A 17,794-nucleotide genomic window follows, 5' to 3' on the forward strand; every position below is an offset into this window, starting at 1 on the left:
GCTTTCGCCAAGCACTTACACCTATCGGTTATTCGTTCTGTTAAAGAGCAGTGCCATCCGCTGCGTCGTCTTCACCGGAACCGTTTCGTTTCCGCTGTTTCGTTCGCTGCGTCAGCTGAGGAGGCGAACTATACGCCCGGGCCCCACACCCGTCAACACCTTTCTGCAAAGAAATTGAAAAAATCTGGTCAAAACACTGTAAGCCACTGATAACAATAGAAACGGGCTTCGCAAGCTTTCTGAACCGCTTCCACTAGCCTGCCGGCCGCCATGAATGGATAATCTTCGGTCCCTCCTTTTCATGCAGTTTCGAACGTGAACCACAAGACCTGGATCTTCGACCTCGACGACACCCTCCACCACGCCAGCGGCGGCATCTTCGACCATATCAACAAGCTGATGACCGAATACATGATGCGCCACCTCGGCGTGGACGAGACGGAGGCCTGCGCGCTGCGCTCCCGCTACTGGGCGCAATACGGCGCCACCATGCACGGCCTGTCCACCCATCACGGCATCGACCCGCAGCAATTCCTGATCGAAACCCACCCGGTGGAAGTGCTGGAACAATGGCTGCAATTCGAAGACCGGCTGGCGGAAAACCTCAGCGCCCTGCCCGGCCGCAAGATCATCCTGTCCAATGGCCCGCAGCACTATGTGGAAGGCATCCTGCAGCGGATGCGGATTCAGCATCATTTCGAATCGGTATACGGCGTGGAGCGCCTGAACTATATCCCCAAGCCGCACCTTGACGCCTTCCACACCGTGCTGGCCCGCGAAGGCCTGAATCCCGCGCATTGCATCATGGTGGAAGACTCCCTGCCCAATCTGCTGACGGCGAAGGAGCTGGGCATGACCACCATCTGGGTCAGCAAAGAACCGCGCAAACCGGCCCACGTTGATCACCGCGTCGAGAAGATCAGCCAGCTGCTGCGGCTGCGCCTGGATTAAACCAGCGCACATATATATAGAAAAAGGCCGGGAAACTTCCCGGCCTTTTTATTGGACAACACGGATACGCTTACTTCAGCTTGACCTCGGACCACACCTTGTTCAACTCGCGGCGATCCTTGGCATTCAGATCGTGCAGCTGCTGCAGACGCGGCAGGTCGGTGGTGGTCGGGAAGATCGCCGGGATCTTGGTCAGCTCGGTCTTGACGAACTTGCCGGCGGCGGCGTTCGGATTGCCGTTGCCCATCTCATTGGTCAGGCCGGCGGCGTTCTTGCCGTCCAGCATGAAGTTGATGAACTTGTAGGCCAGATCCTTGCGCGGCGCGTCCTTCAATACCACGAAGTTATCCAGCGACAGCGTGTTGCCTTCCTTCTGCAGGCTGAAGTTCAGCGCGAAAGCGCGCTTGGCCTTCTTGGCGTCCTGCTGGGCCTGGAACATATCGTTGGAGTAGCCGAAGGCGACATAGATGTTGCCGACGGTCAGCTCCTTGATATAGGACTGGTTGTTGAAGGCGGCCCAGTACGGCTTGGCTTTCAGGATCACGTCGCGAGCGGCTTTCCAATCGGCCGGATTGGTGGAGTTGGCCGGTTTGCCCAGGTACATCAGCGCGGCGGAAATCAGCTCGCGCTGCGAATCCAGCACGGTGACCTTGCCCTTGATCTTGGACAGCAGCGCCGGATCGAAGATCAGCGCCCAGCTGTTGACCTTGTCGCTCAGGCCCAATTGCTTCAGCTTGGTCTCGTTGTAGCCGATCAGCGTGGTGGTGAACGCGTACGGGGCGGAGTACTTGTTGCCCTTGTCGAAGAAGCTGTTCAGATAGCCCGGATTCAGGTTCTTGAAATTGGGCAGCAGGGCCTTGTCCAGCGGCTGGGCCTTGCCCTGCTTGATCAGCGCGTCGACGGCGAAGCCGGTCGGCACCACGATGTCGTAGCCCTTGGCGCCGGCGGCCAGCTTGGCCAGCAGCTCTTCGTTGTCGCCGTAATAATCCTGCACCAGCTTGCACTTGCAGTAGGCCTCGAAACTCTTGGCCGCGCTCTCGGACAGGTAGTTGTTCCAGTTGTACAGATGCAGCTCTTCGGCGGCGAACGCCTGGGTGGAGGCAGCCAGCGCCAGCAGCGCGAGGATCTTCTTCATTTCGTTTCCTTTGTATTGCACAGCTTGGTGGTACTACGAGTTAACCGGGAGACACCCCCTCGCGTCGCCCGGATGAGGCGGCGACGGCAAGGCATTATGCTGCAACGCAAAACGCCCTGCCGCCGGATCTGCCTTTCGGCCTGGCGGCCCCGGCCGCCCGGCTCAGCCGTTGGCGCGCAAGGCGCTCGGCGAAACCTTGGACGCGATGACGATCAACGCCAGCGTCAGCAGCATCAACAAGGATGACACCGCGTTCACTTCCGGCGTCACCGCGATCTTGATCATCGAGTAGATCTCCAGCGGCAGCATGCTGGCGCCGGCGCCGGCGGTGAAGAAGGTGATCACGAAGTCGTCGATCGACAACGTGAACGCCATCAGCGCGCCGGCGATGATGCCGGGCTTGATCACCGGCAGCGTGATCAAGCGGAAGGCCTGGAACGGCGTGGCGCCCAAATCGCGCGCCGCCTCCACCAGGCTATCGTCCATGCCCTGCATCCGCGCCCGCACCACGATGGCGACGAAGCCGATGCAGAAGGCGATGTGCGACAGCAGGATGGTGACGAAGCCCAGCTCCAGGATGCCGATCAGCTGGTTGACGATGACGAAGAAGATCACCAGCGACACCCCCATCAGCAGCTCGGGGATGGCGATCGGCGTCAGCACCAGAAAGGGCAGCAGCCTGAGCTTGTACTTATGCAGCGCGATGCCGGCCAGCGTGCCCAGAATGGTGGCGAAGAAGCTGGCGATGATGCCGATCAGCAGCGAGTTGCCGGCCGCGGTCAGCATCTTCTCGTTGTGGAACAGCTTCTGGTACCACTTCAGCGTGAAGCCCACCCACTCGGCGTTCAGGCGCGAATCGTTGAACGAATACAGCACCACGATCACCAGCGGCAGGTACAGGAACAGATAGGTCAGGCCGGCCGAAGCCCACAGCCATTTGGATTGTTTCTTAGCCACGCGCCTTCCCCTTTCTGGCCACCGCGGCCCCCAGCACGGCGATCAGCAGCACGCCGCCGGTCAGCATGATGGACAACACGGAGCCGAACGGCCAATCGCGGGTGTCCAGGATCTGCTGCTTGATCAGATTGCCTATCATGATCGATTCGGTGCCGCCCAAAATATCCGGGATGGCGAACATGCCCAGCGCCGGGATGAATACCAGCGCCGAGCCGGCGAACACGCCCGGCAGGCTCAACGGCCAGGTCACGCGCCAGAAGCGCTGCCAGGCGTTGGCGCCCAGATCCTGCGCGGCGTCCAGCAACGCCATGTCGTGCTTTTCCAGATTGGCGTACAGCGGCAGCACCATGAAAGGCAGATGCACGTACACCAGGCCGACGATCACCGCGAACGAGGTGAACAACAGCCGCACCGGCTCGAAGCCCAGCGTGGTCAGCACCAGGTTCAGCGCCTTGGTGAACGCCGACTGCGGGCCGAGGATGATCATCCACGCGTAAATGCGGATCAGGAAGTTGGACCAGAACGGCAGAATCACCAACAACAGCATCAGGTCGCGGTACTTCTTGCCGGAACGGGCGATCAGCCAGGCCAGCGGATAGGCCATCAACAGGCAGACCACGGTGGTGGTCAGCGCGTAGCCGGCCGACTTGATGAACAGCTCGATGTACAGCGGCTCCTCCACCAGACGGTGGAAATTATCGAGCGTCAGTTCCCAGACGCGCTGGCCGTCCTCGATGGTGAACAGCGGCGCCAGGCCGCCGTAGTCGCCGGGCTGGCGGAACGCGGCCACCAGCATGATCAGCGACGGGATCAGGAAGAACAATACCAGATACAGCAAGGGGGGCCAGGACAGCGCCCACTTGCCGAAACGATCACGCATCGCCATCGCTTACTCCGTCAGGAAACTGCCGGCGTCGAAACGCCAGGCCACTTCGACCACGTCGCCGTCGTCGAAGAACTTGGCGACGCCGGGGATGTTGTTGGGCTGCATCGCCTCCACCATCACGCCGTCGGCCACTTCCACCACATAGAGGGTGACGTCGCCCAGGTACAGGCAATCATGGACGCGGCCCTTGAAGTAGGCCTCGTCCGGCAGCTCCGGCAGCTCTTTGTCGAGCTTGACCTTCTCCGGCCGCAGCGCCAGCCAACCCTGCTGGCCCTCTTTCACGCCCGGCACGGCCTGGCACTTGACGTCGCCGCAGCCCTTCAGCGCCACGGTCATGGCGTCGCCGTGCAAGGCCTTGACTGTGCCTTCCAGCACATTGCACTGGCCGAGGAAGTCGGCGACGAAACGGTTCTTCGGATAGCTGTACAGCTTTTCCGGCGCGTCCAGCTGCTCCACCTTGCCGTGGCTCATCACCGCGATGCGGTGCGACAGCGCCAGCGCCTCGCCCTGATCGTGGGTGACGTAGACGAAGGTGATGCCCACTTCCTTCTGCAGATTGATCAGCTCGATCTGCATTTCCTCGCGCAGCTTGGCGTCGAGCGCGGACAACGGCTCGTCCAGCAACAGCAGGCGCGGGCGGTCCACCAACGCGCGGGCGATAGCCACGCGCTGGCGCTGGCCACCGGACATTTCGTGCGGGTAGCGGTCGCCGAACTGGGTCAGGCGCACGTCTTCCAGCAATTCGTCCACCTGGGCGGCGATCTTGCGCTTGTCCCATTTGGCCATTTTCAGCGGGAAGGCGATGTTCTCGCGCACCGTCATGTGCGGGAACAGCGCATAGCTCTGGAACACGGTATGCACCGGGCGCTTCTCCGGCGCCACCTGCGACATGTCCTGGCCATCCAGCAGAATCTGGCCCGCGTCCGGTTGTTCGAAGCCGGCCAGCATGCGCAGCAAGGTGGTCTTGCCGCAGCCGGAGGGTCCCAGCAGGGTAAAGAACTCGCCCGCCTCGACCGACAGGCTGACGTCATTGACAGCCGTGTAGTCGCCGAAGCGTTTGACCACGTTTTTGATTTCCAGGAGAGCCATCTATCTTCCCCGCCACGAAAAAGGGCGCCATTTTAACAAAAAATCGGTTTTCGGGGCCGCGAAAATCCCTTGTAAATTCAAGACCTCAGCGCACTTTCCTACCTAGCGCGCCCGACAAGTCAGGCTGGCGGGATAAGTTGCTCTTTTCACTGAAAAAAACCTGACCACCCCTTATTCCGGATGACGCTGAAAACTTCGAATGGTTCTCATTGAAATGATGCATTTTGACAACAAACTTGTCTGAAACGAGCGATTCATGTCGCCTAGCGCCGCTTTTCATGTCGCCACCGCGACAAACACGCTGCGCTTTTCCAGCGGAACCCACTGATTTTACGGCTCAGCCAGCGGCCAGCATTGGCGACTTCCCCTGCGATGTCAATATCATCAATCATTTACAATCGCCCACAAAGCAAAAGGACGCCCTCAGGCGTCCTCGCATGGCCGATGGTCTGGCTGGATCAGAACTTGGTGCCGACGCCGATGCCGAACACCCACGGATCGATATGCAGCGTGCCCAGCTTGGCGCCGCCAAGCTTGTCGGCAGTCACGTCGGTTTGAATCCACAACTTCTTCACGTCGACGTTGACGAACCAGCTCTTGTTGATCGCGTAGTCGGCGCCGATCTGCAGCGCCGGGCCGAAGCTATTGTTCTTCACGCTCAGCGGCGTGCCCAAGGCATTCAGGCCCGTGCTGTAGAAGCGGGTGTAGTTGATGCCGGCACCGACATACGGACGGAAGGTCGCGTCCGGCGCGAAGTGGTATTGCGCGGTCAGTGTCGGCGGCACCACGGACGCTTTGCCGATGTCGGCGCCGTTGGCGGTGATCTTGTGGCGGGAAGTGCCCAGAATCAGTTCGGCGCCGATGTTGTTGGTGATCATGTAGGTAAAGTCGATTTCCGGCACGGTGGCGTTCTTGGCATCCACGTTCAGGCCCTGCACCACGCCGGAGTTGCTCCAACTAGTGGACGGATCGACATTGATCACGCGGAAACGTGCCAAAATATCGCCTTGGGCGGCGAACGCGCCGGCGGACAGCATGCCGATCATGGCGGCGAGTGCGAGCTTCTTCATTTCTGTTCTCCAATGACTAGGTAATGCCGCCTGAAACCATGCCGGCGTTGACAGCCATGCGCGCCGGCAGTAGCGTGCGACGTCCGCAGGCAGATTATCCAAGCCCTACCTCTCACACTTTGCGTCAGATCATGAAACAGTCATGAAATATGCCGATCTACGGGAATTCATCGCCCAACTTGAACAAAAACAGCTGCTGAAGCGCATCAACACGCCGGTATCGCCCCACCTGGAAATGACCGAAATCGGCGACCGGGTGCTGAAGGCCGGCGGCCCCGCGCTGCTGTTCGAACAACCGGTCCATGACGGCCGCCGCTACGACTTCCCGGTGCTGGCCAATCTGTTCGGCACGCCCGAGCGCGTCGCGATGGGCATGGGCGCCGACGACGTGATGCAGCTCAGGGAGATAGGCAAGACGCTGGCCTATCTGAAGGAGCCGGAGCCGCCCAAGGGCCTGAAGGACGCCTGGGACAAGCTGCCGCTGTTGAAGCAGGTGCTGTCGATGGCGCCCAAGGAAGTGAAGAAGGCGCCGTGCCAGGACATCGTCTGGGAAGGCGAGGCGGTCGATCTCGGCAAACTACCGATCCAGCATTGCTGGCCCGGCGACGTCGCGCCGCTGATCACCTGGGGCCTGACCGTCACTCGCGGCCCCAACAAGAAGCGGCAGAACCTGGGCATCTACCGTCAGCAAGTCATCGGCAAGAACCGCGTGATCATGCGCTGGCTGGCCCACCGCGGCGGCGCGCTGGACTATCGCGAGTTCCGCCAGCAAAACCCGGATAAGCCCTATCCGGTAGCGGTGGTGCTGGGCTGCGACCCGGCGACGATACTGGGCGCGGTGACGCCGGTGCCGGACACGCTGTCCGAATACCAGTTCGCCGGCCTCCTGCGCGGCAGCCGCACCGAGCTGGTCCAGTGCATCGGCTCGGACCTGCAGGTGCCGGCCCGCGCCGAGATCGTGCTGGAAGGCCACATCCACCCCGACGACATGGCGATGGAAGGCCCCTACGGCGACCACACCGGCTACTACAACGAGCAGGACAGCTTCCCGGTGCTGACCATAGACCGGATCACGATGCGCGAGAATCCGATCTACCACAGCACCTACACCGGCAAGCCGCCGGACGAGCCGGCTATCCTGGGCGTGGCGCTGAACGAGGTGTTCGTGCCCATCCTGCAGAAGCAGTTTCCGGAAATCGTCGATTTCTACCTGCCGCCGGAAGGCTGCAGCTACCGCATGGCCATCGTCAGCATCAAGAAGCAGTACCCCGGCCATGCCAAGCGGGTGATGATGGGTTGCTGGAGCTTCCTGCGCCAGTTCATGTACACCAAGTTCATCGTGGTGGTGGACGACGACGTGAACACCCGCGACTGGAAGGAAGTGATCTGGGCGATCACCACCCGGATGGATCCGGTGCGCGACACCACGCTGATCGACCACACGCCGATCGACTATCTGGACTTCGCCAGCCCGATCTCCGGCCTGGGCGGCAAGATGGGTCTTGACGCCACCAACAAGATGCCGGGCGAAACCAACCGCGAGTGGGGCACGCCCATCGTGATGGACGATGCGGTCAAGGCGCGCGTCGACTCGCTGTGGAGCGAGCTGGGGCTGTAGCGGCCCGCGGCGAACAAAAAGCCGGGCGCGCGCCCGGCTTTTTTCATGCCCGCGCCGGCGTCATGCCGGCAGGCGATGGACGATGGCCAGCCAGCCGACGGCTCCTCCGCTGGCGCTCAAAGCGACCGCCTCGTTCTCCAGCAGCAACAGGCCGCCATCCGGCAGCACTTCGCCGCCGCAGCGCCACTCGCCGCGCTGCAGATACAGCAGGACCAGGTCGGCGGCCTCCAGCCCCACCGTTTCCCCGTCTGGCGGCGACAACCGCTCCAGATCGCCGCGCCCCCAGTCGCGCGCCAACATCAGATTGCAATCGCGCAAGGCCCCGCCCAGCAGCCTGCACTGGATGCCGATCTCGCCGGTGAAAGCCACCACCTGGCCCGGCGCGTCCAGCGTCAGCCGGCGGCCGTCGGCCAGGCTCAGCTCCATGCCCTCGCCTTCCAGCAGGCCCAGCTGGCGGTCCACCCCGGCGAAATGGGAAAACGGCCCGCCCTCCGCCACCTCGGCGACGGACATCCGCAGCGCGAACGCGTCGCGCCGCTGCGGGTGCGGCAGCCGGAACAACTCGCGGGTGCGGCCGCCGCCATTGGCCCACGGCATGTCCAGAAAACTCTGCGGGGTCAATACGCGCATGCCGACTCCTGAAAAATGAACGCCCACCCGGCATGATGCCGGATGGGCGTTCCGCTGAACAGCCGCGCTCAGCGCTCGGCTTCAGCGCCTTGCAAAATCACTTCCCTGCCGTACACCGGGCTTTCGGCGTAGCCGGCCGCCCGGTAGCGGATGGGATGCCCCAGCTGGCGGCGCAGCTGTTTCAGCGCCGCCTGGTCCAGACCCTTGCCCGGCTCCGCCGGCCGTATCGCCAGCACCGCGCCGTCGCTGCGCTCTATCCCCAGTTTCACCAGCGGATAGGCGCCCACTTCCACCAGCACGCCGCGCTCCCACGGCTGGCCACCCATCGCCAGCAGCGAGGGCAGCAGGGCCAGCAGCCACAGCGCGCGCCGCGTCACGGCTTCACCAACAACAGATGGCTATTCGCCGGCACGGTGATCCGGGCCGCGCCGCGCGATACCGACAAGGCCTGGCGCCAGGTTTCCTTGCTGCTGTCGTTGCGCCAACCCACATCGGATGCCTGGAAGCGCACCGCCGGCAGCGCCAGCGTCTTGCCGGTCGGGAAATACTGGTTGGCCGGCAGGGTGATGGTCTTGGCCGGGAAGCCGAAGCCCGCCACATCCTGGCTATAGGCACCCAGACCCAGCGTGGTGGTCAGCCGCTGCAGCAGGCTGCTGTAATCGCCGCCGCCCACCGCGCGCAATCCGTCGTTCAATGCGCTCTCTCCCTTGCTGGGGCCGGTCACCCACGGCTTCATCACGCCGGGGCCGAACTGGTGCAGCATCTGCATGCCCAGCGCCAGCGCCTTCGGATAGCAAGTGTAATCGTCGGCGGCGACGCTCCAGCCCTTCAGATTGCACGCCGGATTAGCCAGGAACTGCTCGAAGTCGCCGCGCGGACGCAGATCCGGATGCGAGTTGGCGTCGCGGTCGCGGCCGCGGCCGCCGGTGTAGGTGTCGGCCGAGACCAGGTAGCCCATGGTCTGGGCCGCCAGCTCGTTCTCCCACACCGTGGTCGGCGCCGAGCCCGGCTTTTGGCGCAAAATCTTGTTGTAAGCGTACAGCACGTGCAGGTACTCGTGCGCCATCGTCGACAGCGCCAGGCTCGGACCGTTGTCCTTCATCGACCAGTTGCCCGGGCTGTCGGCCTTGGCGAAGGTATCCAGATCGATGAAGGTCACCAACGCCTGGTTGCTCTTGCCGATCACGTCGGCGCAGTCGGCATCGCCCTGGCACATGCTGGCCGCGGCTGAAGCCAGCAGCGCGTTGGTCCAGCGCACGTAGCCGAGCAGGCGGCCGCCGCTGGTCTTGGCCGGATCGTTGAGCCGGCTCAGCACCAGGTGCACGTCCTTGGTGTCGCCGGGCAGGGCCAGGCTGCGCCAGCTCGGGTGGATGTCCTTGCCCCAGGGCTCGCTGACCACGCTGGCTTCCAGCGGATAGACGCTGTTGGCGAAGCGCTCGGCCAAGGCGTCAGCCTGGGCATTGTCGACGCTCACATCCAGGCCGCCCTGGCCCCAGACATAGACCTTGCCGCCGCCGTTGGGCAGATCCCGCACCGCTTTCAGCGTGGTGGGGCTGTCGCCGTCCATGTCATGCCAGGTGCGCGCGTCGCCCAAGGCGTAGGCTTGCTGCTGCAACGCGGCCTGAGCGCCGCTCAATTTGGCCGAATGCTGCAATTGCAGCCGTTGCAACGCGCCGTTGCGGCTGTTCTTCGCCACCGCGTTCAGCACCGCCTGGCTCTCCGCTTCCAGACGGTCCGCCACGGCGCGGTCGGCGCCGCGCAGGCCGCTGCCGGAAAGCTTGAACTGGGTGGAGGTATCGCCGCCGCTGACGCGGACCAGCTCGGCCTGCCAGGCCGAGGTCACCGGGCCGGCGACTTGCAGCGTCTGGTCGCGGCCGGTGGTATTGCTGTAACGGTAGACCGATCCCGATGCCGCGCCGCTTGCGCTGGCCGGCAACTTGCAACTGCCGCCCGAGCAATCCAGCGCGCCGACCTCGACGCCGCTGGCGCTGCGCTGGGAAAAAGCGACCGAAGGCGCGCCGCCCGATCCGTTGTCGGCGGACGAGCTCCCGCCGCCGCCGCATGCGGTCACCATCGCGCTCAGAATCACGGAAGCCAGGACTGTCTTTTTGATCTCTTTCATCACTTTGTCGTCTTTTTGTGGTTAATTTCTAAATACAATCTTGATATTAGCCACACGACATAAATCAGCACAATGTCAATTTATTACAATTAATCGTCAGACAAATGCCGTCGCCTAGGAGGCCGAAGCGTCTCCATCCGGCAAACCTGCTATCATTCAGCGCATTTTCCGAACAAGGATCTACCATGGCATTCCTGCGCAACCCCAACTCCGCTCAACGTCTGAAACGGTTGAACGCCCGCCAGCGCAAGAAAATGCGCGTAGGCGAGTTCCGCGAGCTGGGTTTCCACCTGGTGGCCGAACTGCACGACGGCGCGGATGCCGACGCGCTGCTGGACGGCTGGCTGACCCGCTTCGACGAAGCCGGCATCAGCTTCGGCGGCCATTTCGACGGCAAGAACCGCCTGGAAGGCGTGGCCTTCCCGATCAGCGGCGTGCAGATCGACGAAGCGCTGCGCGGCGATCTGGTGACCTGGCTGCAGGCCCGCGCCGAAGTGAAGTCGCTGGAAGCCAGCGAACTGATCGATCTGTGGCACGCCGCCTGAGGCTTGCTCCAGATGTGAAAAAGCCGGTGATTGCCGGCTTTTTTCTTGCCCGCCCGGCTTATTCACAGGATCAGGCGGAAATCGTTTTTATCCACAGGATTCATGACAGCTGCCGGAATACCCGGTAGCCGACATAAAGCCAGGTCTCGCGCGCGAGAAAGCGAGACCAGCTGGCCAGCGTGCGGAAACGGCTGGACTGGGTGGGCGCCGGATAAGCGCGCAGGCCCAGGTCGCCGGCCATCAGCACCGCGCGCCGCATGTGCAGCGGATCGCTGACCAAGAGATAGGAGCGGATGCCGAACTGGCTGCCCAGATCCCGGGCGTTGGACAGGTTCTGCCAGGTGGTGCGCGACTGGTTCTCCACCAGCATCGCCGTCATCGGCACGCCCTGCCTGGCTGCGAACTCGCGCCCGACGTCCGCCTCGGCCGGATAGCCCGGCTCCGGCGTGCCGCCGGTGAAGACGATCCAGCGCACCTTGCCGCTCTGGTACAACTTGACCGCATGATTGATGCGCTCGCGGAACACCGGGGAAGGCTTGCTGCCCCAGGCGGCGGCGCCCAGCACCAGCGCGGCGTCGGCAGCCGGCACATCATCGCCGCTGCCGTAGTCAACAATGCTCCACGCGACATAGGCGAAGCCCAGCACCACCAGCAGAACCGCCAGCAGGAAGCCTCTTATCATCAAGCGCAAGTAGAGCATCGGCACCGCAAGTCAAAAGGAAAGGGATAAGCGATTGTAACCTCAATGCCGCCGCCGCGGGCAGCCCCAGGCTAACGTTCCAGTTCCCAGATCGCCGCCTGCAGGGTTTCCATCCGCGCCGCCAGCGCGGTCTGGGCATCCTGCAAGGCCTTGTTGTAGATATCCCGTCCCATCTTGTCCGCCAGGAAATCCAGCAGGAAGCGGGCGTCGAAACTGCCGATCTCCAGCCCCAGCTGGTCGGACAGGTATTGCTGCAATTGCGGCGCCAGCTGTTGCAGCTGCTGCTCGCTGAGGAGGAATTGGGTAGCCATCGTCTCATCCGCGCAAGAGTAAAGGAGGAGATTATGGCATGGCGGGCGCATCGATATCGATGCGCGTCCGGCTACAGCCGCGACCACTCCCGTCCCAATCGCAACAAGCCTTGCTGCACCGCGCACTGGCTGCGCTGCAGGCAATCCCGCCACGGCTCGCGCTCGCCTCTCCACCGCGGCCAGTGCCGGCAGGCCTGCTCGAGCAGCTCGAAATGCGGCGGACAGCTGTCGTAACACAGCGCGATGCCGTCGGCGCAGCTCCTCCTGGCCAGGCGCGCCAGCTTGTCCGGCAACGGCGCCTGGCTCAGGCAAACCCGGGCGCCGTGGAACAAGCTGGAACGCCAGAAGCGCTGCTGGCAACGCCAGTCGTCCAGCAGGCAGGACCAGGTCCGGGCAGGAAACTCGATACTCCACCACCAGACGGGATGATTCATCGCGCGCTCCGATTTGTGCAGTGCACAATAAATTTATACCCGCTGTTGGACGCCACCGCCAGCCGCATGTGAGCGCGCAAAAAAAAACCGGCGCACCAGGCGCCGGGAATCACGAGTCAAACAAAGGAGAAAACGAATCCGATTTACAACGTCACCCAGCGCGGCCGGGTCAGCATGTCCGGCTGCAGGATGTCGTCCAGCTGTTCGCGGGTCAGCAGGCCATGGGCCAGCACCACCTCGGCGACGCTGCAGCCGTTGGCGTGGGCTTCGGCGGCGACGCGGGTGGCGGCCTCGTAGCCGATCACCGGGTTCAGCGCGGTCACCAGGCCGATCGAGCTTTCCACGCTCAGGCGCAGACGTTCGCGGTTGGCGGTGATGCCCTTGACGCAGTGCTCGGTCAGCGTGTCGCAGGCGTTGGCCAGGTGGCCGGCGCTGCGGAACAGGCTGTAGGCGATCACCGGCTCGAAGGCGTTCAGCTGCAGCTGGCCGGACTCGGCGGCCATGGTGATGGTGACGTCGTTGCCGATCACCTCATACGCCACCTGGCTCACCACCTCCGGAATCACCGGATTGACCTTGCCCGGCATGATGGACGAGCCGGCCTGGCGCGCCGGCAGATTGATCTCGCCGAAGCCGGCGCGCGGGCCGGACGACAGCAGGCGCAGGTCGTTGCAGGTCTTGGACAGCTTGACCGCGGCGCGTTTGATCACGCCGGACAGCTGGACGAAGGCGCCGCAGTCCTGGGTGGCTTCGATCAGGTTGGGCGCGGTGATCAGCTGGCTGCCGATCAGCTCGGACAGATGCAGGCACACCAGCTTGGCGTAGTCCGGATGGGCGGTGATGCCGGTGCCGATGGCGGTGGCGCCGAGATTGATCTCCAGCATCAGGGCGCTGGCCTCTTTCAGCCGCTGCTCGTCCTCGCCCAGCATCACGGCGTAGGTCTGGAATTCCTGGCCCAGCGTCATCGGCACCGCGTCCTGCAGCTGGGTGCGGCCCATCTTCAGGATGTCCTTGAACTCCTCGGCCTTGTCCGCGAAAGCCTTACGCAGCGTTTCCATCCGCGACACCAGCTTCAGCACGCCCCAGAAGGCGGCCAGGCGCAGCGCGGTCGGGTAGACGTCATTAGTGCTCTGGCACAGGTTGACGTGCTCGTTCGGGTGCAGGTGCTGGTACTCGCCCTTGGCATGGCCCAGCAGCTCCAGCGCGCGGTTGGCGATCACCTCGTTGGCGTTCATATTGGTGGAGGTGCCGGCGCCGCCCTGGATCACGTCGACGACGAACTGATCATGCAGCTTGCCGGCGCGGATTTCCTCGCAGGCGTCGACGATGGCCTGCGCCAGCTTGGGATCGAGAATGCCGAGGTCGCGGTTGGCCTGGGCGGCGGCTTGCTTGATGCAGGCCAGCGCGCGGATCAGGTCGCCGTAGCCGGCGATGGTCTGGCCGGTGATCGGGAAGTTCTCGATGGCGCGCAGCGTGTGCACGCCCCAGTAGGCGTCGGCCGGCACGTCGCGGTTGCCGAGCAGGTCGTGTTCGATACGGGTGGACATCTGGAGGGTCTCCTCAGGGCGGCCGTCATGCGCGGCCTGGAATGCCCCGCACTGTATGCCTGCCCCGGAAGCTTGGCCAATTCCGAATCGCGATGGGGTCATGCAGTAAATGCATAACCTTGCGCCAGCCTTGCCCGGCGCGGCTTGCCTTAGAGCCTGTTCAAAGGCTAGCGAGCTAAGGCGAGACAAGGCGAAAACAGCTGAAGAAGCGGAGTGTACATACGGTACATGAGCATTCTGAAGATGTTTTCAACGCCGTATCGCCGACGCGCAGCAGACCTTGAACAGGTTCTTAGACTTCCGGGTAACGCTCGGCCAGATAGTCCCACAAGTCTTCCAGCGCCGCGCGGCCGCGGCGGTGGTCGCAATACAGCCTGACCTCCATCTCCACGCTCCACGCATCCTCGCCCGCCTCGGCCAGCCGGCCGGCCTCGCATTCGGCAGCCACCGAGCTCTCCGGCAGGAAGGCCAGGCCATGGCCGGCCAAGGCCATCTGCTTCAGGCCCTCGGCCATATCGGTCTCGTAGCGCAGCGATAGATGCGCCGGCTCGGGGCCGCCAACCAGCAGCAGATCGCTCATCAACCGGAAATAGGCGTTGCTGGCGTAACCGAGGAAAGGCAGCGGCGCGTCGGCGGAGCCGGGCAGCGCGTAACGCGGCGCGCCGCCATCGGCCGCCGCGTAGGGCCGCAGCCGCTCCACGCCCAGCCGCAGGCCGCCGTAACGCGCGTCGTGCAGCTCCACCGGCTGCTTGGGATGGTGGTAGCACATCAGCAGATCGCTGCCGCCCTCAACGAAGGCCAGCACCGCGTCGTGGACGTTGCTGGCCTGCAAGCGACAGGACAACTGGCCGAAGCCCGCCTCGACTTCGGTCAGCCACTTGGGAAAATAGGAGAACGACAGCGTGTGCGGCACCGCGAATTCCAGCGTGCCCTGCGGCAAGGGCTGCAGGCCGCGCAGCATGGTGCGGGTGGTGTTGAGCTGGGCCAGCAACGGCACCGCCTGCTCGCGCAGCAGCTTGCCGGCGGCGGTGAGCTTGGTGGGATAAGTGGTGCGGTCGATCAAGTCCGCGCCCAGCCAGCTCTCCAGCGCGCGGATGCGGCGCGAGAACGCCGGCTGTGTCAGGTGGCGCAACTCGGCCGAGCGAGTGAAGCTGCCGGTGTCGGCCAATACCAGGAAGTCTTCCAGCCAGCGGGTTTCCATCGCGGAGGTCCAGATTCGGGATGCCCGATGTTACACCGGCGGGGCCTGGCCGTCCTCGCGCGCCACGCACAAAATGCCAACACTTCCGCCTTTGACGCAGGCTTCGCATCGGTGCACATTGCAAGCATGCGCTCTTTTGCCCTTCCCCTTCACCAGCGGCCCTGGACCGGCCGCGCGCTGGCGGTCGGCGCCAGCGGCCTGTTGCATCTGCTGGCGCTGCTGTGGCTGCAAACCGAACAGAATCCTCCCGCTTCGACCGACCAACCGCCGCTGCGGATCAAGATCCTGCCGATCACCCTCGCCGCCGAAGCGCCCGCCGCGCCAACCCATGCGCGCGCGGCCACGGCCGGACGCGCCGCGCCTCGCATCGCCGCCCCCTCCCATCCGCGGGCGGGCGGCCAAGTTTCCCGCCCCTCCCGGCCGGACCGCCGCGAAGCCAGCGCGGGAAGCGGCGAGGCCCGCGTCACCATCGAGGGGCTGCGCCAGCAGATGCGCCGCCTGGCGCCGGAGAACCCTAATGCCAAGCCGCTGCCCGAAAACCCGGAGAAAGCCCGTCTCGCGCGCGGCATCGACCGGGCGGAGCGCGCCGATTGCAAGAATGCCTACGCCGGCCTGGGCCTGTTGGCCGCGCCGATGCTGCTGAAAGACGCGCTGGATAAAGACAACGGCTGCAAGTGGTAGCTTGCAGCCGTCGATAATGGCGGAAAGGCGCGGAATCAGCCCTGCAGCGTCACCCAGTCCTGGGTGGCTTCGGCCGCCTGGAACTCGTGCACCGCCTCCCGCATCAGCGCGAACGCCGCCGGCGCGTCCAACCTTTGGCAGGCATCGGACAGGCGGGCCAGCAACGAAACCATCTCCTCTTCGGACAAATGGTATTCCTGGGCGCGCATGATGCGGGCGTGGTCGGTGGCCAGCACGTTGTCGCCGATCAGCAGCTCCTCGTACAGCTTCTCGCCCGGACGCAGGCCGGTGACGCGGATTTCGATGTCGCCGCCCGGCTGGCTTTCATCCTTCACTTCCAGCCCGGACAAATGCACCATGCGCCGCGCCAGTTCGATGATCTTCACCGGCTCGCCCATGTCCAGCACGAACACGTCGCCGCCGTCGCCCATCGCGCCGGCCTGGATCACCAGCTGCGCCGCTTCCGGTATGGTCATGAAGTAGCGGGTAATGTCGGCGTGAGTCAGCGTGATCGGGCCACCGGCCTTGATCTGGCGGCGGAACAGCGGCACGACGGAGCCGGAGCTGCCCAGCACATTGCCGAAGCGCACCATCACGAAGCGGGTGCGGCTGCCGCGCGCGTGGCGCGTTTGCAGCGTCAGCTCGGCCAGCCGCTTGGTGGCGCCCATCACATTGGTCGGGCGCACCGCCTTGTCGGTGGAGATCAGCACGAAGGTGTCGACGCCGCAGTCCTCCGCGGCGCGGGCGGTGGTGTCGGTGCCGAAGGCGTTGTTGACGATGCCGGCCACCGGGTTGTGCTCCACCATCGGCACGTGCTTGTAAGCCGCCGCGTGGTAAACGGTTTCCACCTGGAAGGCGCGCATCGCCTGGGTCAGCCGCGCATAGTCGGTGACCGAGCCCAGCAGCGGCGTGCGCGGAATGCGCGGCGCGATCTGCGCCAGCTCCTGGTCTATGCTGTACAGCGCGAACTCGGACAGCTCGAACAGCACGATGCGCGCCGGGCGGTTCTTGACGATCTGGCGCGCCAGCTCGGAACCGATGGAGCCGCCGGCGCCGGTGACCATCACCACCTTGTCGCGGATATTGCGCGCCAGCAATTCGGCCTTGGGCGGCACCGGTTCGCGGCCCAGCAAGTCCTCGATATCGACTTCCTTCAACTCCTCCACCCGCGCTTCGCCGGACACCAGGTCGGCCATGCCGGGCAGGCGCTTGATCGGCACCCTGAGTTTTTCCAGCGATTCCAGCACCTCGCGCTGCCGGCCGCGGCCCACCGACGGCATCGCCAACAAGATGCACTTGGCCTGGGTGTCCTTGATCAGCGCCGGCAGCTCCTCAGGCGCGTGCACCGCCACGCCGCGATAGGTGCGGCGATGCAGGTCGGGATTGTCATCGACGAAGGCCATCGGCCGGTATTCGCGGCCGGCCTGCAAGGCCAGCATCAGTTGCAGGCCCGCCTGGCCGGCGCCGTAGATGATCACCGGATCGCGCGGCGCCTCGGTGGCGTCGATGCGCCGCACCAGGCCGCGCAGCAGGAAACGGCTGCCGCCGATATAGGCCATCGCGAACACCCAGAAGATGACTACCGACGCGCGCGGCATCGCCCAGACGTGGGCCATCTGGATCACCGCCTGCAACACCAGCACCGACAGCGTCACGCCACTGAACACGGTGAGTATGATCTTGTCGTCCAGATACTTCAGCACCGCGCGGTACAGGCCCAGCTTGATGAAGATGGGGATGGCCCACAGCGGCGGCACGATGAAGATCCACAGGTGCGGATTGAGCTTGGGGTCCCAATAGCCGCCCAGGCGCAGGAACACCGCGCTCCACAGCGCCAGCGGCAGCAGCAGCGCGTCCATCAGCGCCAGCATCGCCATCTTGTTGTGGCGGGAGAAGGCTAACAGCTTTTCAAACATG

19 protein-coding genes are annotated in these 17,794 nt (G+C 64.1%); 5 read left to right on the top strand and 14 right to left on the bottom strand.

Annotated features, from left to right (window positions below; translation table 11 throughout):
* Window positions 1–210: hypothetical protein (locus tag ACX17K_RS15600; protein WP_493775535.1), on the top strand; the 210-nt coding region annotated here is incomplete at its 5' end.
* A 105-nt stretch (window positions 211–315) separates the two neighbouring features.
* On the top strand, window positions 316–951 hold the full coding sequence (locus tag ACX17K_RS15605) for a pyrimidine 5'-nucleotidase (RefSeq protein WP_493775536.1): 636 nt from the start codon (window positions 316–318) through the stop codon (window positions 949–951).
* Window positions 952–1,021: 70 nt separating this feature from the next.
* Here ACX17K_RS15605 and ACX17K_RS15610 read toward each other — a convergent pair whose 3' ends face one another.
* From ACX17K_RS15610 to ACX17K_RS15630, 5 genes are all read right to left on the bottom strand, one after another.
* Window positions 1,022–2,086, bottom strand: coding sequence for an ABC transporter substrate-binding protein (locus ACX17K_RS15610; RefSeq protein ID WP_493775537.1), 1,065 nt, complete (start codon window positions 2,084–2,086; stop codon window positions 1,022–1,024).
* Between the two features lie 162 nt (window positions 2,087–2,248).
* On the bottom strand, window positions 2,249–3,043 hold the full coding sequence (locus ACX17K_RS15615; protein ID WP_021477382.1) for an ABC transporter permease: 795 nt from the start codon (window positions 3,041–3,043) through the stop codon (window positions 2,249–2,251).
* Window positions 3,036–3,929: an ABC transporter permease gene (locus tag ACX17K_RS15620; RefSeq protein WP_493775538.1), complete on the bottom strand. Its 894-nt coding sequence runs from the start codon at window positions 3,927–3,929 to the stop codon at window positions 3,036–3,038. Before ACX17K_RS15620 ends, ACX17K_RS15615 begins: the two co-directional genes overlap by 8 nt.
* A gap of 3 nt (window positions 3,930–3,932) precedes the next feature.
* Window positions 3,933–5,018 carry an ABC transporter ATP-binding protein gene (locus ACX17K_RS15625; protein WP_493775539.1) on the bottom strand — a complete coding sequence of 362 codons (1,086 nt, stop codon included), beginning with the start codon at window positions 5,016–5,018 and terminating at the stop codon, window positions 3,933–3,935.
* Window positions 5,019–5,476: 458 nt separating this feature from the next.
* Entirely contained in the window at window positions 5,477–6,088 is a 612-nt protein-coding gene (locus tag ACX17K_RS15630; RefSeq protein ID WP_493775540.1) for an OmpW/AlkL family protein, read from the bottom strand.
* A gap of 142 nt (window positions 6,089–6,230) precedes the next feature.
* Between ACX17K_RS15630 and ubiD the strand changes: the two genes are divergently transcribed.
* Window positions 6,231–7,706, top strand: a complete 1,476-nt coding sequence (ubiD, locus tag ACX17K_RS15635) for a 4-hydroxy-3-polyprenylbenzoate decarboxylase (RefSeq protein WP_493775541.1) — start codon at window positions 6,231–6,233, stop codon at window positions 7,704–7,706.
* 60 nt (window positions 7,707–7,766) lie between these two features.
* On the opposite strand, the gene ACX17K_RS15640 is transcribed toward ubiD, so the two are convergent.
* From ACX17K_RS15640 to ACX17K_RS15650, 3 genes are all read right to left on the bottom strand, one after another.
* Entirely contained in the window at window positions 7,767–8,336 is a 570-nt protein-coding gene (locus ACX17K_RS15640) for a HutD/Ves family protein (protein ID WP_493775542.1), read from the bottom strand.
* A gap of 68 nt (window positions 8,337–8,404) precedes the next feature.
* Window positions 8,405–8,713, bottom strand: coding sequence for a hypothetical protein (locus tag ACX17K_RS15645; protein WP_231154899.1), 309 nt, complete (start codon window positions 8,711–8,713; stop codon window positions 8,405–8,407).
* Window positions 8,710–10,458: a M30 family zinc metallopeptidase gene (locus ACX17K_RS15650; RefSeq protein ID WP_493775543.1), complete on the bottom strand. Its 1,749-nt coding sequence runs from the start codon at window positions 10,456–10,458 to the stop codon at window positions 8,710–8,712. The genes ACX17K_RS15645 and ACX17K_RS15650 overlap by 4 nt, the downstream gene beginning before the upstream one ends.
* A 185-nt stretch (window positions 10,459–10,643) precedes the next feature.
* On the opposite strand from ACX17K_RS15650, the gene ACX17K_RS15655 reads away from it, so the two are divergent.
* Window positions 10,644–11,003, top strand: coding sequence for a 50S ribosome-binding protein YggL (locus tag ACX17K_RS15655; protein WP_231154897.1), 360 nt, complete (start codon window positions 10,644–10,646; stop codon window positions 11,001–11,003).
* Between the two features lie 100 nt (window positions 11,004–11,103).
* On the opposite strand, the gene ACX17K_RS15660 is transcribed toward ACX17K_RS15655, so the two are convergent.
* The 5 genes from ACX17K_RS15660 to ACX17K_RS15680 form a co-directional block, all read right to left on the bottom strand.
* Entirely contained in the window at window positions 11,104–11,703 is a 600-nt protein-coding gene (locus tag ACX17K_RS15660; protein ID WP_231154896.1) for a YdcF family protein, read from the bottom strand.
* Between the two features lie 71 nt (window positions 11,704–11,774).
* Window positions 11,775–12,014, bottom strand: a complete 240-nt coding sequence (locus tag ACX17K_RS15665; RefSeq protein ID WP_493775544.1) for a DUF2164 family protein — start codon at window positions 12,012–12,014, stop codon at window positions 11,775–11,777.
* A 71-nt stretch (window positions 12,015–12,085) separates the two neighbouring features.
* Window positions 12,086–12,448: a hypothetical protein gene (locus ACX17K_RS15670; protein WP_493775545.1), complete on the bottom strand. Its 363-nt coding sequence runs from the start codon at window positions 12,446–12,448 to the stop codon at window positions 12,086–12,088.
* Window positions 12,449–12,591: 143 nt separating this feature from the next.
* Window positions 12,592–13,995 carry an aspartate ammonia-lyase gene (gene aspA / locus ACX17K_RS15675; protein WP_493775546.1) on the bottom strand — a complete coding sequence of 468 codons (1,404 nt, stop codon included), beginning with the start codon at window positions 13,993–13,995 and terminating at the stop codon, window positions 12,592–12,594.
* A gap of 292 nt (window positions 13,996–14,287) precedes the next feature.
* Window positions 14,288–15,196: a LysR substrate-binding domain-containing protein gene (locus ACX17K_RS15680; RefSeq protein WP_493775547.1), complete on the bottom strand. Its 909-nt coding sequence runs from the start codon at window positions 15,194–15,196 to the stop codon at window positions 14,288–14,290.
* Between the two features lie 126 nt (window positions 15,197–15,322).
* Between ACX17K_RS15680 and ACX17K_RS15685 the strand changes: the two genes are divergently transcribed.
* Complete coding sequence (locus ACX17K_RS15685; protein WP_493775548.1) at window positions 15,323–15,877, top strand: hypothetical protein; 555 nt, start codon at window positions 15,323–15,325, stop codon at window positions 15,875–15,877.
* Between the two features lie 35 nt (window positions 15,878–15,912).
* Here the strand turns inward: ACX17K_RS15685 and ACX17K_RS15690 are convergent, their stop codons facing one another.
* On the bottom strand, window positions 15,913–17,793 hold the full coding sequence (locus ACX17K_RS15690) for a polysaccharide biosynthesis protein (protein ID WP_231154891.1): 1,881 nt from the start codon (window positions 17,791–17,793) through the stop codon (window positions 15,913–15,915).
* Between the last annotated feature and the right edge of the window lies 1 nt (window position 17,794).

It is taken from the genome of Chromobacterium sp. INPA-IVC, assembly GCF_059047085.1.

Excerpts from the sequence above, each read along its gene's own strand:
- ACX17K_RS15630 (WP_493775540.1), bottom strand. The coding sequence starts at position 6,088 with ATGAAGAAGCTCGCACTCGCCGCCATGATCGGCATGCTGTCCGCCGGC.
- aspA (WP_493775546.1), bottom strand. The coding sequence starts at position 13,995 with ATGTCCACCCGTATCGAACACGACCTGCTCGGCAACCGCGACGTGCCG.
- ACX17K_RS15690 (WP_231154891.1), bottom strand. The coding sequence starts at position 17,793 with ATGTTTGAAAAGCTGTTAGCCTTCTCCCGCCACAACAAGATGGCGATG.
- ACX17K_RS15610 (WP_493775537.1), bottom strand. The coding sequence starts at position 2,086 with ATGAAGAAGATCCTCGCGCTGCTGGCGCTGGCTGCCTCCACCCAGGCG.
- ACX17K_RS15685 (WP_493775548.1), top strand. The coding sequence starts at position 15,323 with ATGCGCTCTTTTGCCCTTCCCCTTCACCAGCGGCCCTGGACCGGCCGC.
- ACX17K_RS15650 (WP_493775543.1), bottom strand. The coding sequence starts at position 10,458 with ATGAAAGAGATCAAAAAGACAGTCCTGGCTTCCGTGATTCTGAGCGCG.
- ACX17K_RS15670 (WP_493775545.1), bottom strand. The coding sequence starts at position 12,448 with ATGAATCATCCCGTCTGGTGGTGGAGTATCGAGTTTCCTGCCCGGACC.
- ACX17K_RS15640 (WP_493775542.1), bottom strand. The coding sequence starts at position 8,336 with ATGCGCGTATTGACCCCGCAGAGTTTTCTGGACATGCCGTGGGCCAAT.
- ACX17K_RS15655 (WP_231154897.1), top strand. The coding sequence starts at position 10,644 with ATGGCATTCCTGCGCAACCCCAACTCCGCTCAACGTCTGAAACGGTTG.
- ubiD (WP_493775541.1), top strand. The coding sequence starts at position 6,231 with ATGAAATATGCCGATCTACGGGAATTCATCGCCCAACTTGAACAAAAA.
- ACX17K_RS15665 (WP_493775544.1), bottom strand. The coding sequence starts at position 12,014 with ATGGCTACCCAATTCCTCCTCAGCGAGCAGCAGCTGCAACAGCTGGCG.
- ACX17K_RS15680 (WP_493775547.1), bottom strand. The coding sequence starts at position 15,196 with ATGGAAACCCGCTGGCTGGAAGACTTCCTGGTATTGGCCGACACCGGC.
- ACX17K_RS15620 (WP_493775538.1), bottom strand. The coding sequence starts at position 3,929 with ATGGCGATGCGTGATCGTTTCGGCAAGTGGGCGCTGTCCTGGCCCCCC.
- ACX17K_RS15625 (WP_493775539.1), bottom strand. The coding sequence starts at position 5,018 with ATGGCTCTCCTGGAAATCAAAAACGTGGTCAAACGCTTCGGCGACTAC.
- ACX17K_RS15660 (WP_231154896.1), bottom strand. The coding sequence starts at position 11,703 with ATGCTCTACTTGCGCTTGATGATAAGAGGCTTCCTGCTGGCGGTTCTG.